This is a genomic window from Catenulispora sp. MAP12-49 (assembly GCF_041262705.1).
GTDB lineage: Bacteria > Actinomycetota > Actinomycetes > Streptomycetales > Catenulisporaceae > Catenulispora.
Map to the genome: position 1 here is coordinate 59,271 of NZ_JBGCCP010000019.1, position 15,728 is coordinate 74,998.

The 15,728-nt window shown below is 70.7% G+C and carries 11 protein-coding genes; 5 read left to right on the plus strand and 6 right to left on the minus strand.

All coding sequences use genetic code 11. From position 1 onward, the window contains the following. Positions 1-176: 176 nt before the first annotated feature. A complete protein-coding gene (locus tag ABIA35_RS29990) occupies positions 177-1,928 on the plus strand; it encodes a hypothetical protein (protein WP_370360059.1) in 1,752 nt (583 codons plus the stop codon). A gap of 122 nt (positions 1,929-2,050) precedes the next feature. Here the strand turns inward: ABIA35_RS29990 and ABIA35_RS29995 are convergent, their stop codons facing one another. Next, on the minus strand, positions 2,051-2,833 hold the full coding sequence (locus ABIA35_RS29995; protein WP_370360060.1) for an alpha/beta fold hydrolase: 783 nt from the start codon (positions 2,831-2,833) through the stop codon (positions 2,051-2,053). 386 nt (positions 2,834-3,219) lie between these two features. On the opposite strand from ABIA35_RS29995, the gene ABIA35_RS30000 reads away from it, so the two are divergent. The 3 genes from ABIA35_RS30000 to ABIA35_RS30010 all read left to right on the plus strand — a co-directional run bounded on the left by ABIA35_RS30000 (position 3,220) and on the right by ABIA35_RS30010 (position 5,226). Then, entirely contained in the window at positions 3,220-3,684 is a 465-nt protein-coding gene (locus ABIA35_RS30000) for a hypothetical protein (protein WP_370339060.1), read from the plus strand. A 112-nt stretch (positions 3,685-3,796) separates the two neighbouring features. After that, the gene (locus ABIA35_RS30005; RefSeq protein WP_370339058.1) at positions 3,797-4,342 is read left to right on the plus strand and encodes a SigE family RNA polymerase sigma factor; all 546 of its coding nucleotides are present in this window, start codon (positions 3,797-3,799) and stop codon (positions 4,340-4,342) included. After that, on the plus strand, positions 4,339-5,226 hold the full coding sequence (locus ABIA35_RS30010; RefSeq protein WP_370360061.1) for a hypothetical protein: 888 nt from the start codon (positions 4,339-4,341) through the stop codon (positions 5,224-5,226). Before ABIA35_RS30005 ends, ABIA35_RS30010 begins: the two co-directional genes overlap by 4 nt. Positions 5,227-5,243: 17 nt before the next feature. On the opposite strand, the gene ABIA35_RS30015 is transcribed toward ABIA35_RS30010, so the two are convergent. Beyond that, positions 5,244-6,812 (minus strand): MFS transporter, encoded by a 1,569-nt coding sequence (locus ABIA35_RS30015; protein ID WP_370360062.1) that lies wholly within the window; start codon positions 6,810-6,812, stop codon positions 5,244-5,246. A gap of 100 nt (positions 6,813-6,912) precedes the next feature. On the opposite strand from ABIA35_RS30015, the gene ABIA35_RS30020 reads away from it, so the two are divergent. After that, a complete protein-coding gene (locus ABIA35_RS30020; protein WP_370360063.1) occupies positions 6,913-7,557 on the plus strand; it encodes a TetR family transcriptional regulator in 645 nt (214 codons plus the stop codon). A gap of 97 nt (positions 7,558-7,654) precedes the next feature. Here the strand turns inward: ABIA35_RS30020 and ABIA35_RS30025 are convergent, their stop codons facing one another. From ABIA35_RS30025 to ABIA35_RS30040, 4 genes are all read right to left on the minus strand, one after another. Continuing rightward, complete coding sequence (locus ABIA35_RS30025) at positions 7,655-7,843, minus strand: hypothetical protein (protein ID WP_370360064.1); 189 nt, start codon at positions 7,841-7,843, stop codon at positions 7,655-7,657. Positions 7,844-7,968: 125 nt separating this feature from the next. After that, positions 7,969-9,381 (minus strand): RHS repeat-associated core domain-containing protein, encoded by a 1,413-nt coding sequence (locus ABIA35_RS30030; RefSeq protein ID WP_370360065.1) that lies wholly within the window; start codon positions 9,379-9,381, stop codon positions 7,969-7,971. Between the two features lie 35 nt (positions 9,382-9,416). Further along, the gene (locus ABIA35_RS30035; protein WP_370360066.1) at positions 9,417-12,575 is read right to left on the minus strand and encodes a DUF6531 domain-containing protein; all 3,159 of its coding nucleotides are present in this window, start codon (positions 12,573-12,575) and stop codon (positions 9,417-9,419) included. Between the two features lie 215 nt (positions 12,576-12,790). Beyond that, positions 12,791-15,625, minus strand: a complete 2,835-nt coding sequence (locus ABIA35_RS30040) for a cellulose binding domain-containing protein (RefSeq protein ID WP_370360067.1) — start codon at positions 15,623-15,625, stop codon at positions 12,791-12,793. Between the last annotated feature and the right edge of the window lie 103 nt (positions 15,626-15,728).

Here is a 15,728-nt window from a genome sequence, read left to right on the forward strand (position 1 = left end):
AAAGCCGCTTTCCCATGAAAGCGCCCGAGGGTGATGTCAGCTAGCTGAACGGTCAAATGGGGTAGATCCGCCCACGCCGACGGCGGCCGTTCCGCCGTTCCAACTTTTCCGCCCCGCACGCGGTCAGGAGCTGTAGCCGGTCGCATCGCCGGCGTGAAGGCTTCACGGGGTGGCAAATGTCTGAAACACAGCAACGGAGCCCGCTGGCACGACCTGCGACGGCGGCTGACCAGGCCCGGCGCGGACCGCGAGACGCGCTGTTCGCGGCGGCGTGCGTCCTGGTCGGGGCGTGGGCGCTGTTCCAGAACTTCTTCAAGATCGGGACGGCGCCGATCCTCGCCGACGAGCCGGTCTACACGACCGCGGGCTGGCGCTACCTGTACGGGAAGGTCAGCTCGCCGCCGCCGTTCCGGTCGCAGGCCGCGACGCCGGCGAACTTCGAGCATCCGCCGCTGGCGAAGTACCTCTTCGGACTGGCGCAGCGGCTGTCCGGGACGCCCGCGGACCTGACGGCCTCACGCTGCGTGAGCGCGGCGGCGACGGTGCTGGCGGCGGTCGTGGCGGGGGTCTGGCTGGCCCGCGCGGCCAGCCGCTGGCCGGGTCTGCTCGCCGCGGGGCTGCTGGCGGTGCTGCCGCAGCCGGCGGGCGGATCGGACGGCCGGTTCGGGCGGTTCGCGATGCTGGACCCGCTGGCCACGCTGTTCATGGTGCTGTCGGTCGTGCTCGCCTGGGAGTGGTTCCGGCAGGGGTCTCGGCAGGGGTCCCGGTCCCGGCAGCCGTCTCGGCAGTCGCCCCGGCGGTGGTCCCGGCAGCCGTCCCGGCAATGGTCCCGGCTGGGCTCTCGGCAGTCGCAACTGCAGTCGTCCCGGCACAGCGGCCGGCGCGCCTGGGTCCTGGCGGTCGCGACCGGCGGGGCGGTCGCGCTGGCCGCCGGGGCGAAGGAGAACGGCTGGCTCGGGGCGGTCGGCCCGGTCGTGCTGATCCTGGTCTCCGCGGCCCGCAGCCGCCGGGGTTCGGTGATCCGCGCCCGGCTCGCCCAGACAGCGGCGGCCGTCGTGGTCGCGGTCGCCGGCTTCGCGGCGCTCTACCTTCCGATCAGCGATCCGATCAGCGCGATCAGGTATCTGGTCGGCTTCCAGACGACCCACTCCTCGGACGGCCACCTGGTCGGCTTCGCGGGACGGGTCACGTCCCGGCCGCCGTGGTGGGCGAACCTGTGGTTCGCGGGGCACGGCTACGGCTCGGTGCTGAGCGGCTTCATCGTGGTCGCGGCGCTGTGCGCGGTGGTGCTGCGCCGGGATCTGCTGGTCGGCTGGTGCGCGGCTTCGCTGGCGGCTCCGTTCGTGTTCCACTGCTTCATCGCGCACGTCGCGCTCAGCTTCTACTGGGTCATGTGGACGCCGATGGTTCTCGTCCTCGCGGCCCTGGGCGTGTGCGAGGTCGTGGGCCGGGCGGCTCGGGTGCGGCGATGGCCGGTGCCCCTCGCGGCGGCCACGGCCGTCGCCCTGCTGCTGGTACCTGAGCTAGAAGGCGTCGAGGAATCCGTTGCCACCGCTCAGATCCACCCTGTCGGGCCGGAGGCACTGCCCGCGCTGATGGCCGGGCACCACCTGTCCGGGCCGATCGTGAGTACGGGGGTCGCCGGGTGGGAGTACTCGTATTATCTGCCGTCGGTGGCGGTCACGACCTCCATCCGCGAGGACGCATCAGTGCCCGCCGACACGATCGTCGTCGCCAAGCCGCAGTGCCGTGATGCCCTCGACCCCGCGGTGCGCGCGCTGGTCGCCGTCAACGAGGCCTCCGGCGGCGTTCAACAGATCTACAGCGATGCGACGATGACCGTCTACGCCGTGGTCGGGACCCTCAAGGCCCCGACCCCGGAGCAGGTCGCCGACCAGCCGCCGAGCCGGGACACCGACGGCTGTTGAGCAGGAACACCGACGTGGTCGCCGAGAAGAAACGCGGCATGACCGACGGCTCGAGGAGGGCGACTTCGTGGCGAAGGCGGCCGGGGCGGAGCCGGTGAAGAGATAGCGGAGCGGGCGCGGACTCAGGACACGAAGTCGAGCAGGTCGGCGTTCAGCTGCCGGCGATGCGACAGGTGCAGCATGTGCGAGCCGTTCCGGTAGACCACGAGCTTGCTGTCGGGGATCAGCTCCGCCGTCCGGCGCCCGCAGGTCTCCAGCGGCGCGAAGGCGTCGCTGTCGCCATGCACGACCAGCGCCGGAAGACCGATGGCGGCGACTTCGGCCCGGAAGTCGGCCGCGAGGTTGGCCGCGGTGCACTCCACGGCTGCCTTGAGGGACACCGCCATCCAGTCCTGGATCGTCCGGTCCTTCTCGACCTGCGCTATCGGCTCGGTACCGAAGGAGAAGGCCGCGTTCTCCTGGACCCACTGGCCGTACCCGGTGCGGAGCCGTTCCAGCAGCGCGGCGGCCTCGGCGGGATCCACTCCCAGACAGGGCACCGTGGACCCGACCAGCGCGACACGCGATATCCGGGCGTCGCCGTGCCGGCTCAGGCAGCGCACGACCTCGCCGCCGCCCATCGAGTGCCCGACGAGGGTGACGTCGGCGAGTCCGAGGGTGTCGAGCACGGCGGCCAGGTCGTCGGCGAGGGTGTCGAAGTCGTAGCCGGCGCCGGGGTCGTCGGAGCGTCCGTGGCCTCGGCGGTCGTAGGCGATCGCGCGGTGGCCGTGCTCGGCGAGGTGGTGCATCTGGTACTGCCACATGTCGCCGTTCATCAGCAGGCTGTGGACCAGGACGACCGGTCGGCCCGTCCCCCAGTCCCTGTAGTACAGCTGCGTTCCGTCCGGCGTGCGCAGGCTCGGCATTCGACTCACTCCTTCATCGGCGGCTTGGTCCGTCACCGACGACGATGGGCGGTCCGGCGGCCGCAGGGTCAAGTCCGATAACGCGCTGAACCCTCCTGTCACAGGAGGTCCGGACGTCCGCCGGATTCGGGATCTTTGTCGACCACTTGACCGTTTTTTGACTGACTAGGGACAAGAATCATGGATTCGTCCCTTGTTATCTCAAGCCCCGGGTGCATCAATGGAGAACGGTCCAATCGCTGACTGACCGTCAGATTTGCACGCCAGACGCGGGACTCCGAGCCAGCCCGCAGTCGCGTCGGCGGCTCCCCGACGTGCAGCGCGTCCACCGCGCGGCGGCCGGCGATACGGCACACCGATCCCCCGCTTCCCGGAAAGGAATCACCATGCACCTCGGCAAAACCAGCCTCGGCACCGCCCTCGTCGCCGGCATGGCCGTCACCGGAGCGCTCGTCCTCGCCCCGGCAGCCAGCGCCGTCACCCCCGGCAGCGCCACCCTGTCGTTCAGCTGCGGGTCGTTCGGCTCCGGTTCGGCGACCATCACCGCCTCCCAGAGCGGCACCACCGCCACCTTCAACCTGTCCACCTCGGCGATCACCAGCCCGATCAACCTCGGCGCGAACTCGGTCAAGTCCACCCTCACCATGAGCAACACCTCCGGGACCAGGACGTTCACCGGCAGCTCCAACCCGGCCATCACCGCCGGAAAGCCCATCTCGACCGGCCCGCTGACCGGCACCGTCGCCGCCGGCGACAGGCTGTCGGCCAAGTCGCTGGCCGTCGTGGTCTTCGGCATCACCGCGAACTGCACGGCCACCTCGGCGCAGAGCCCGGGGCCGTTCAAGTTCTGATCCGGTACTGATCACCCGCCACAACACCGTGCGGGACGTGGAGCTCCACGTCCCGCACGTGTCATAGTTCCAAGCCCTTGCCCGCGTTGTAGGGAGGTGAAAGGGGGACGGCATGGGCGTCGTTGACCAGAAGGACCATCACGAAGGCGAGTTCCGGGACTTCGTCCTGGCCCGCCGCAGGGCTTTGATGCGCACCGCGTACCTGCTCACCGGGGACACCGGTCGGGCCGAGGACCTGGTGCAGACCACACTGGCCAAGGCCTTCGTGGCCTGGCGGCGGGTGCGGGCCGTCGACGACCCGGATGCCTACGTGGCGCGCATCCTGATCAACGCGCACAACTCCGAGCAGCGGCGCAAGCGGGTCCGGGAGTGGCTCCCCGGGACCGTGCCGGACCGGGCCGCGGCCGACGGGGCCGAAGCGGTCGCCGACCGCAGTGCCCTGATGGCCGCGCTGGCCACGCTGGCACCCCGGCAACGTGCCGTCGTCGTGCTGAGGTTCTGGGAGGACCGCAGTGAGAACGACGTCGCGCACCTGCTGGGCTGCTCGGTCGGAACCGTGCGCAGCCAGGCCTCCCGGGGTCTGGCGAAGTTGCGCACGAGCCCGGAGCTGTCCCCCTTGTTCGATCGCTCCGAAGTGACGAGAGGGTTGGGACTGTGACCAGAGGGACCAAGGACATGGACTCCGGGGACGCGGCGTTCCCGGACGGCGAGCGCCTGCACGAGGCCTTCGCCGAGGAAGTCGACCGGCCGGGGCTCGAGGGCCCGGCGTTCGAGCTGGTGCTGCGCAGCGGCACCACCCGGCTGCGGCGGCGCCGGGCGGGCGTGGGGGCGACGTTCGCGGTGGCGGGCGTCGCGGCGGTGGCCTCGGCGACGCTCGCGACCGCAGGCGCGTCGCATCACGTGACCTCGGCCGCGGCTGCCGCGACCGCGACCACGACCACAGGCACCACGGTCACCGTGCCGGGCGCGCTCGGCACCACGCTGGCCGCACCGGCGCACACCAGCACCACGAACCCGCCGGCGCATCCGGACGACGCGGTCCTGACCAGCGGGACCATCGACGGCCATGCGTGGAAGCTGGTGCGCCAGTTCACGCTGAACCAGCAGTTCAGCGACCCCGGCGCGCCGGCCGGCACCGTGAAGCCGCAGTGGTGCGGCAACCTGAACGTCATCGTGGACGGCGTGTGGACCAACGCCGGCAGCGGCGACACCGCCTGCCTTGACCAGAACGGGAAGCCGACGGTGTCGGCGAACCCGGCCGATCCCGGGTACACCACGATCGCGATCCTCGACGCGCGGCACGACCGGCTCGGCGCGGTCACGGCCGGGAGTGTCAGCACCCAGATCACGTCGGTCACCGCACAGTGCGGCGCGCAGGCGCTCACGGCCAAAACGTCGCGGCCCGCCGGCGATGTGAACGCCTACTACACGTTCACCTTCGCCGACGGGGCGTCCTGCCAGGTGGGGTCTTTGTCGTTCTTCAACGCCTCGGGCTCGCGCACGGCCTTCCTGCCCGGCCTGTCGCTTTCCGGAGGCAAGTAGGCCGGATGAGCCGTCAGTCATCGAGCCCTGACATAGGCACCCTCGGGCACCTCAGGGCTCGATGACTCCGCACCGACACTCTCGCCCTTGTGCGGAGCCCGGATCGCGGCGAACACGGCGCCCGCGAGCAGGACCACGATCGCGGTGAGGAAGGCCGCGTGCGCCGCGTCGACGAACGAGCTCTGCGCGGAGTCCAGCAGGTGCCGGCCCTTCGGCCCGTACTCCGCGAGCCGGCCGGAGGCGTTCTTCACGAAGGCGATCGAGGACTGCGCCCCGGTCGCCGCCCGCGGCGGCAGCCCGGCCGTCGCCGCGGTGATGTGCGAGCGGTAGGTGGCGCTCAGGGTGCTGCCGAGGACCGCGATGCCCAGCGCGCTGCCGAGTTCGCGGGACAGGTCGTTCATCGCCGAGCCCACGCCCTGCTTGGCGGGCGGGAGCGAGGAGACGATCGCGGTGGTGGCGGGCGTGCCGGCCAGGCCCATGCCCGCGCCGAACAGGGCCAGGCCGACGGCCAGGTGCCAGTAGACGAGGTGGGTGCCCAGGGTGGTCATCACGGCCAGACCCGAGGCGCTGAGCAGCAGACCGAGCGGCAGCACCCGGTTGGCGCCGACGCGGGCGGCGACCTTCGGCGCGTTGCGGGCGGTGGGGACCAGGAACATCGGCAGCGGGAGCAGAGCGATCGCGGCGCGGAACGGGGAGAGGTTCGCGACGTACTGCAGGTACTGCAGGATGATGAAGAACAGGCCGAAGCTGCCGAAGAACTGGATGGTGATCACGCCGGAGCCGGCGCCGAATCCCTTGAGGCGGAACAGGCGCACGTCCAGCAGCGGCTCCGCGCGGCGCAACTCCCAGCCGATGAACGCGGCCAGCGCCAGCGCCCCGACGACGAACCCTGTCACGGTCAGCGCGTCGCCCCACCCGCGGTCCGGGCCCTCGACGATGCCGAACACGATGCCCACCGCCGCCAGCAGCGAGAACAGCCCGCCGAGCGGGTCCAGCCGCGGGGCGTCGGCGTCGCGCGAGGCCGGGATGAACAGCAGCGTGCCGATCAGGGCGACGACGGCCAGTACCACGTTGAGGCCGAAGAACGAGTTCCAGGCGAAGAACTCCAGCAGCGCGCCGGAGGCCAGCAGCCCCAGCACCGCGCCGCCGCCGGCCACGCCGACCCACACCCCGACCGCCCGGCCGCGCTCGGCCGGCGGGAAGGAGGTCGTGATGATCGACAGCGTCGTCGGCATGACCGCGGCCGCGCCCAGGCCCATCGCGCCGCGCAGCGCGATCAGCGTGCCTGGCGAGGACACGAACAGCGCGGCCGCCGCGGCGGCGCCGAAGACCGTCAGCCCGGCGGCCAACGTGCCCTTGCGGCCGTAGCGGTCGCCGACCGCGCCGGCCGGCAGCAGGAAGCCGACGAAGACCAGGGTGTAGGCGTCGACGATCCAGATGACCTGGGTCTGCGAGGCGCCGGTGGCCGCCGACAGGTCGGGCAGCGCCACGTTCAGGCCGCTGACCGCGGAGACGACCATCATCAGCGCGAGGGCGACGACGGCCAGCACGAGCGTGCGGCGTCCTTTGGTGAGTTCGGGGGTCATGGGGTCCTCGCAGGGGTGGAGTGGAGCCCGGACAGGTATTCTGTACGTACAGAATTCTGCACCCATAGAATTCTGCACGTCAAGAATTATGGGAGGACCCGTGGAGACAGGTGCGCCGGGCACCAAACGCGGCCGCCGGACCGACGGCGGCCAGGCGAAGGAGGCGATCCAGGAGGCGGCGCGCCGGCTGTTCGCCGAGCACGGCTTCGACCGCACCTCGGTGCGCCAGGTGGCGCTGGCCGCGGGCGTCGACCCGATGCTGGTGACGCACTACTTCAAGACGAAGGCCGGGCTGTTCGCGGCGGTCGTGCAGCCGCCGGTGGACCCGCGGGCAGCGATCGACTTCACCCTCGCGGACGGCCCCGAGCACGCCGGCGAGCGCCTGGCACGCTTCGTGATGCGGACGCTGGAGGAGCCGGAGAGCCGGAAGTGGATCATCGCGATGGTCCGCGCGGCGACGGCGGAGCCCGAGGTCGCCGCGGTGGTGCGGGAGCGCATGGCCGAGCCGCTGGTGATCCCGCTGGCCGAGGCGGCCGGCGGGGACGATCCGGAGTACCGCGCGATGCTGGTGATCACGCAGCTGGTGGGGCTGGCGATGGGACGGTACATCCTGAAGATCGAGCCGCTGGCGTCCCGACCGGCGCAGGATCTGGTCGCCGATCTGGCGGAGACTTTTCAGCGGTATCTGACCGGGCCGCTCGGCGGTGCGGGATCGGGATCGGGATCGGCGCAGCAATTGCTGTAGCTGCCCCGACGGCGCCGCCCGCCACGACGCCCCGGTGAGCTGGAGGAAGTCACTGGGGTCACGGCGACAGCGGGCCGGCATCCCTCCGAAGACACTCTCAGCGGGCGGCGGTGACCCAATCAAGCAGAGCCGCCGCCGCCCGCTCGAAATCATCGCGGCCATCCACCTGGTGATGCCGGGCGTTCACCTCGCCGCTGGCTACATCCGCGAGCTCAAGCTCCGCCTCGCCGGTATCCCACAGGATCAGCCGGCCCAGCCGCTGCGGGCCCTCGATGTCGAGCCACATGCTCCGCTTGTCCCGTCCGTCCTCTGGCGAAGCGCCTGAGGTCAGGAGCAGTCCGCGTTCTGTGAGGGAAGCGCGGTGTGTCTCAGTCCACTGGGATAATTCATCCAACACCGCGAAGCGCTCGGTCACTTCGGACCCATCCAATCGCCGATGTTCGTGGCGGGCGGGAATTCCAATGGGGGCTGGCCTCTGCGCACAGCCAGTCGGCTGCGCAGCGAGTCCGGGCCGGGAATCTGCGCCCATCCCGGTTCCCCGGCCGGATGCAGGGACGAGGAGGGAACGTCGAACTCCGCATAGCCCGTTCCCGGCGCCGCCTGTCGGCCGTAGGCGGCCGGGTCGGCAGGCGATGCCACGTACGTCGTGCCACCCGCGCCCTCCTGAACCATCCCGGTTGACACCATTTTGTCGTACTCGTCCTTGCCCATCCATCGTCCGACACGCGCGAGTTCGGCTTCATCCGGACTGGTACCCCCTTCGCTGCCGTCGCCCTCGCCGCACTGGAGCCCGAGCGGGTCCGTCCAGGTGAGCGGGTTGGGGACGTACGCGTGGTCGTTCGGTGCGGGGGCCAGGCCGAGGGGGTCGGGGGTGAGGTAGGCGCCGGTGTCCGGGTTGTAGTAGCGGTGCAGGTTGTAGTGGAGGCCGGTTTCCGGGTCGTGGTACTGGCCGGGGAAGCGCAGGGGGCAGTCGAGGTCGGCGTCGGCGGCGTTGGTGGTGGCGTTGGTGGCGGTCCGGCCCCACACCGTCGTGGTGGTGTGCCAGGCGACGCGGCCGTCGGGGGTGACCAGCTCGGTGGGGGTTCCGACCAGGTCGGTGACGATGGCGTGGAAGGCCTCGTCGATGTCCTCCTGATCGGCGGCGGCTCTCGTGCGGCGGCGCTGGGCGGCGGGGCGGTACGTGCCGGGGTCGTAGTCCCAGGTCAGGATCGTGACGCTGCCGTCGGCGGCGGTCGTGTGCTCCTCGGCCAGGCGGGTGCCGTCCCAGACGAACACGGTGTGGCCGACGGCGTCCCGGCCGTCGGCGACCCGCTGTTTGCCGATCCGGCGGCCGGCGGGGTCGTAGGTGTAGCGCCAGGTGCCGGCGTCCGGGGTGTCGGCCTGAACCAGGCGGTCCTCGCTGTCCCACGTGTACCGCCACGTTCTGCGGCGGCCGTCGAGAGTGCGGCGGGTGGTGCGGACGACGCGGCCGGCGCTGTCGTATTCGTGGTGGGTTCGGCCGGCGCGCTGGATCAGGGTTCTGGTCGCCGCGGCCTGATCGGCGTTCGGGGATTCGGCGGCGGTGTCAGTGCCGGTGCCGGTGCCGGTGCCGGTGCCGGTGCCGGTGCCGGTGCCGGTGCCGGTGCCGGTGCCGGTGCCGGTGCCGGCAGCATCAGCGGCGCTCAGGTTCCCGAAGGCGTCGTAGGCATACGCCTCGCTCCAGTCCCGGCCGGTGACACCGGTCGGCCGGCCGGCCAGGTCGGAGACGACGCGCCGGGTCCCGCGCAGACTGTCGTGGATCTCCTCCGGAACGCCGTCGGGCCGCCACGTCCAGGACCGGCTCACAGCGGAAGAGTCCCCGGTGCCGAGCCGCTGAGCGGTCAGACGCCCGGCCTCGTCATAGCCGCGCGTGAGCCAGGTCTCGGGGCCGAGAAGCCGTCGATCCTCTCGGCCCGCGGCGTCGAAGGCGAAGGCCAGGTCGTGGGCGCCGGCGGCAAGCCGGCCGGACGCCCCGCGGCGTCGAAGCGCCACACCGACTCGGCACCGGAGGCAGTGGTCCGGCCGACGCGGCGGCCGGCCGGATCGTAGCGGTAGGACGAGGAGCGGCCGTCGACCGTCTCGGCCACCACGCGCCCGAGCACGTCCCGCTCGAAGGCCAGGCTGGTGCCCATCCCGGTCGCCGATGCCAGACGTCCCGCCCGGTCATAGCAGTACTCGTATTCGCCCTCCGGCAGGGTGCGGGCCAGGACCCGGCCTGAGGCGTCACGCCGGAAGGCGATCCGCTGCCCGGTTCCGGTGGTCCGCGCGGTGAGGCGGCCCGCGGCGTCGTATTCGTAGCCGAGCCGGCGGCCGTTGAAATCGGTCTCGCCGGTCAACCGGCCCGCCGGGTCGTAGGCGTAGTCCCAGCTCGCGCCGACGGGATTGGCGACCTGTACCAGCCGCTGCTCGCTGTCGTAGGCGAAGGTGTGCCGGACGCCGTCCGGCCCGGTCCGCGCCACCAGCGTGTCCAGCGGCCCCGGTTCGAAGACGGTCGCGGCGCCGATCGGGTTCGTGACCTTCAGCAGCCGGCCGTCGGCATCGTGCTCCCACCGCGTGGTCGCGCCGTCCGGACCGGTCCTGGAGACCAGCCGTCCCTCGCCGCTCCAGTCCAGCACGGTGGCCGCGCCCAAGCCGTCGGTCATGCGCGTCACCCGGCCCGCAGCGTCACGCGTCGCGGTGACGACGGACCCCACCGGGTCGGTCACCGAGACGGGCAGCCCGGCGGCATCGGTGGCGTAGCGCGTGACTGCGCCCAAGGGATCCACCACCGCCGCCAGGGCACCGCGCGCGTCGTACTCCATGGACGTCGCGGCGCCCGAGGGATCGGTCGCCGAAACCAGGTTCCCCACGTCGTCGTACCGGCGGTGCCACTCGGCGCCGTCCACACCGACCGCGTGGACGACCCGGTGGAAAGCGTCGTACTCGAGGACCGTGACGGCCCCGTCCGGCATCGTGATCCGCCGCGCGTCCCCGGCCTCGTCGCGCTCGAACACGGTCGTACCGCCGAGCGCGTCGGTGCGGGACAGGATCCTGCCGTAGGCGTCATGGACGGCGGTCGTGGTGTTGCCAAGGGGATCGGTCTCGGAGGTGATGCGGCCGTTCTCGTCATAGGCGTACGTGCGGACGTGGCCGAGAGAGTCCGTCACCGCCGTCGTCCGGTTCGCGGGGCCGTAAGCGAAGGACCCGGCCAGGAACTCGCCGTCGCCGCGCACGACCCGGCCAAGACGGTCGTAGACGTACTCGTACCGGAAGCCGGAGCGGTCCTGCCAGGCGGTGATGCGGTCGGCGTCGTCCCACTCGTAGCCGAAGGGCAAGCCGGAGGAGTTGACGACTTCGGTGAGGCGGCCGCGCTGGTCGTAGCGGAACTCTTTGGCGACGGCGCCCCGCAGGGCACTGATTCGCGGGCCGGCCGCGGTGGCGACGGTGTCGATGGCGACGCGGTAGCCGGGGTGTTCCACCATGGTGGGGGTGCCCTGGGGGTCGCGCAGGATGCTGATGCGGTTGCCGTTGCGGTCGGTGATCGCGGTGAGGTCGCGGATCTGCCCGGCCTCAACGAGGTAGTGCACGGTGTCGAAGTGCCGCGTGTGGCCGGTCCACGGGTCGGTGATCCGGATCTCGTCGGTGTCCCGGTTCCAGATGAGGGGCCAGCGAGCACCACGTACCGGCAGTACTTCCTGCCCGGGCGCCGGCATCGGATAGTCCAGGCGCTGGGCATCGTCGCCGGCGAAGTGCAGGCCGGAGTCGTTGATGGAGATGCGCTGGTCCAGGGTGGACGACCAGCCGGGACCGAAAAGGCGCCCGGCGGTGTACCCGGAGGCGTACGCGCGGCGCAGCACCAGCGGCATCACCCCCGGCAACGAGACGTCGGTGGCGCCGGTGAGCATCCAGCCGGACACCACGTCCACCGGATCGCGCTCACAGCTCGCGGGCTCATTGCCTTCCGCGGTGCGGGCGTCCTCGCCGACGGAGTTCGCCGAATTCGCCGAGTCCAACGGGTCCTCGGCGTCGTCCTCGAACGCGTCGGTGCCGTCCATCTCGGGGCCCAGGGCGTCGGCCTCGCCTTCCAGGGCACCCGCTTCGCCTTCGGCGTCTTCGGCGGCCGAGCCCAGGAACCGCCCGCCGACGAAGGTCAGGCCGAGCATGCCCGCGCCGAGCAAAGCGTCGCCCCAGTGGCCCTGCATGGCGTCGCCGATCGTGCCGATGGCGGTGCCGGCCAGCGCGATGAGGTTGTCGGCCTCGGCCAGGGCGGCGGTCACCACGTCCACGCCGGGGATCCAGGACGTGGCCAGCGCGAGGATGTCCAGGACCGGGGCCAGCTCGCCGGCGATCTTCCCGATCTCGCCGCCCCACTTGGACAGGTCCTCGCCGACGTGCTGCCACCAGGACTTGTTGTGGATGCCGTCGGATTGCGCGTGATGGAGGGCGGAGGCGCAGGTCTTGGCCGCGGTGATGCGGTCGTTGCAGGCGTCGTCGGCCTGCTTGGCCAACGACGCCATCTTCGCCTTGGCGTTGTCCAGGTTCGCCTGCGCGGTGTCATGCGCGGTCTGCGCGTCGGTGACGGCTTTCGGATCGGGCGTCGCGGCCTGGTTCTTCTGCGCCGTCTTCAGATCGGTCGCGGCGTTGGCGGCGTCGGTCGTGGCCCGTTGCAGATCGGAATTCGCGTCCTGCGCCTGATGCAGCGCCGAATCGGCTTTGGTCTGCGCGGCCTGTAACAGCGGCGCGTAGGCCGACAGTGCGTCGGAGGCTTCGCTGTAGGAGGTGTACAGCTTCTGCAGACGGCCGGGAAGCGGACCGTATTTGCCTTTGAATGCCTCAGCAGTCTGGCCGATCCACTGCATGGCGTCGGTGTCGGATCCGAAGCTGTTCAGGCTCCGGTACGCCGATTCCACATCGTGTGCGAAATCCCCGAATTGCTTGGCCAGCGCCTGCACCGACTCCACCACGCCCGGAGTCGGATCCCCGTCCAGGCCCAGGATGTCCCAGCCGGTCGGACGCGCCATAGCAAAGCCTCCCCGTCTGTGCATCCACCACAAAACCGTGCACCCGACGCAAAACCACCAACGCTGCTCAGGACCCTGAGTGTAAAAGAGCTTCAGTGACTTGGTAACCCCGAATCATTGATCCATTACTGTGGGTCGCGAAGAAAGTCCTGCCGGTATTCGTGCACGTATGGCCCCTCCGCAGTTCCGGAGGGGCCATACCGATCACCTGCGGCTCAGGAACAAGTCGCACCATTCACGGAAAAGGCTGTCGGACTGGTGTCGTTCGCCGTCCACGTGCCCTGCACGCCGAACGACGCCGACGATCCCGTGGCGACGGAACCGTTGTAGGCCATGTTCGTGGCACTGACCGCGGCTCCGGTCTGGGTCGCCGTGGCGTTCCAGGCGTTGGTGATCTTCTGGTCGCCGGGGTAGGTCCAGGTGACCGTCCAGGCGGTCCACGGGGTCGCGCCGGTGTTGGCGACCGTGATGTTCGCGGTGTAGCCGCCGCCCCATTCGCTCGCCTTGGTGTACGTCACGTGGCAGGCCCCTGCCGGGGCGCTGGACGACGAGGACGTGCTGGGCGTCGTCGAAGGCGTGGTCGACGGCGTCGTGGAGGGCGTCGTGGAGGGCGTGGTCGTGGGAGTGGTCGAGGGCGTGGTCGAGGGGGATGAAGAGGAACTCGTCCCCGACCCCGTCAGGTTCCCGTACACGATCCCGCGACCGTTCGTCCCGACGTACACGCGTCCGTACACCCGCGGATCGCCGGTGATGGCCGCACCGATGTTGCCCCACTGGTGCTGGTCGTCGTTGATCCGGGTCCAGGTGGCGCCGTAGTCGTCGGAGCGGAAGATGCCCCGCACGCCTCCGATCTCGGCGATCGTGTACAGCGCCTTGTTCGTGTGGCCGGGCGCCGGCGCGCCGAAGCCGATGTTGTCGGCCTGCTGCACGTTCGCCAGCTTGGTCCACGTCGCCCCGGAGTCCGTCGAGTGCCACAGCCCGTAGGCCCCGGACGTCGAGCCGCCGGCCAGCCACAGGTCGCCCTCCGTGCCGGGAACCGCGTGGAACTGAGCACCTCCCGCCGTCCCGGAAGGCAGGTTCGCCGCCGCCGAGGCGGTGAACGTCTTGCCGCCGTCGGTGCTGAGGTAGAACGTGCCCGTGGCATAGGAGAACCCGTAGAACTTCTTCGGGTTGACCCGGTCGCTGCGCACCTGCGCCCCGGCCGGGATCCCCGTCGAGGCGGTCCAGGAGCTCCCGGTCGTCGTCGTGTAGTTCACCCCGGCACCGGTCGGCGACCAGACCGCCGCGCTGCCGTCCGCGGCCTCGGCGACCGTGCCGCCCGCCGTGACGCCCGAGGGCTGCGACGACGCGGCGTACCAGTCGGCGCCGTCGTCGGAGGAGAACGCCGCCGAGTTCACCGCAGGGCTGGTGGAGGTAGCCGCGCTGCCGTCGCCGACGCGGACCACGTCGTTCGGGTTCGACTCGGCGTAGTCGAGGCTCGTGGACGTGCCCCAGTTCGGGCTCTGATACATCAGCGACGGCACCTTGGTCAGGTCCGTGTGCCGGAATCCGCCCACGTCGCCGAGCGCCGACAACAGCGGCGCCCCGGACGGCGGCGAGACCAGGTCGTTGACCGCGGTCTCCTCGATGCCCTGCGCCATCACCGAGATCTTCACTTTGGCGGTGGCGGCGGTGGAGTCCCAGGCCGTCAGGTTCGTCGTGCCATACAGCGTCGCGCCGGTGCCGAACATCATGCGGTCGCTGTTGAACGGGTCGATGGCCAGCCCCTCGGTCATCCACCCCAGCTTCGGCGTCTCCTCCGGCGGCGAGGGGTTGTTGCCCCACGAGAGCCACGGCGAGGCGGACACGTCCAGCGTGTACTTGTCGACGCGGGTCGGATAGCCGTTGTAGGACCACGCGTTCGTCCACGTCGCGCCGCCATCGGTGGAACGGTAGAGGTACGTGTCCGGCCACCACGAGCTGTAGCCGGTGACCATGATGGTGTTCGGGTGCTGCTGGTCGATGGTCAGTCCGCTGTAGCCGTAGTAGTCGTTCGAGGTGTCGCTGGAGTGCACCGGGCTGATCTGCGTCCAGGTGCCGGTGGCGATCGCGTACTTCCACACGTCCCCGGAGCTGCCGTCGTACGGCCCGCCCTTGTTGCTGGTCGTGATGTACAGATAGCTCCCGGTCGGATCCACCAGGCCTTTGTGCGCGAGGAAGCCGGTCGGCTGCCCGGCGACCCGGCTCCAGGTCGCCCCGCCGTCGGTCGACTCGTAGACCGTGTTCTGCAGGTCCGCGACGCCGACGAAGATGGTCTTGGTGGGGGTCCCGGAGCCGCCGGTCGTCCCGGAGGCCTTGTCGAACGCGACCCACGCGACGCCCTGGTCGTCCGAGAGGTAGCCGGTGGTGTCGGTGGAGTCCTGGACGTAGTTCCCGACGTTCGGGAACGCCGTCACCTGGGCCCAGGTCGCGCCGTAGTCAGTGCTCTTCCACAGGCCGTGTCCGCTGGGCATCCCCAGGTACAGCACCGCGTCGTCGTCGGGATCGACCATCAGCCGCTCCCCCATCCCGCGCCCCGGCATGTTCCCGCCGAGCTTGAACGGCAGGGCCGTCGCGGTCCAGGTGTTCCCCTGGTCGGTGGACCGCAGGATGGCTCCGTTGTTCGGGTCCCAGGTGTTGGTGTACATGCCGACCGCCGCGTAGACCCGGTTCGTCTGCACCGGGTCGGCGGCGACCGAGACGACGCCCTGCTCGTTCCAGTTGTTCCAGCCGACCCAGTCCAGGAGCGGGGTCCAACTGGCAGAGCTCTGATTCCACCGGTACATCCCGCCGATGTCGGTCCGCGCGTAGACGACGTTCTGCGCGCCGGGGTTGAACACGATGTCCGGGACGAAGCCGCCGCCGACGATCGGCACGTTCTGCCACGTGTAGCCGGAGCCGGAGGCGGCGGGCGCCGAGGATGCCGCCGCGGCGGAGGTGCCGCTCAGCGACAGGCTGACGGTCCCGAGCCCGGCGACGGCCAGCACCGCGCCGAGCACCGCGCTCAGGCCGTTCTTCAAGCTTCTTCGCATGATTCTCCTGTCAGGTGCGATGGATGATCGGATTGTCGAAGCGCTTCGATTGCGCGGCCGGAAGGGGCCCGGTGCCGCGTGGCACCGGGCCCGTCCGATCACT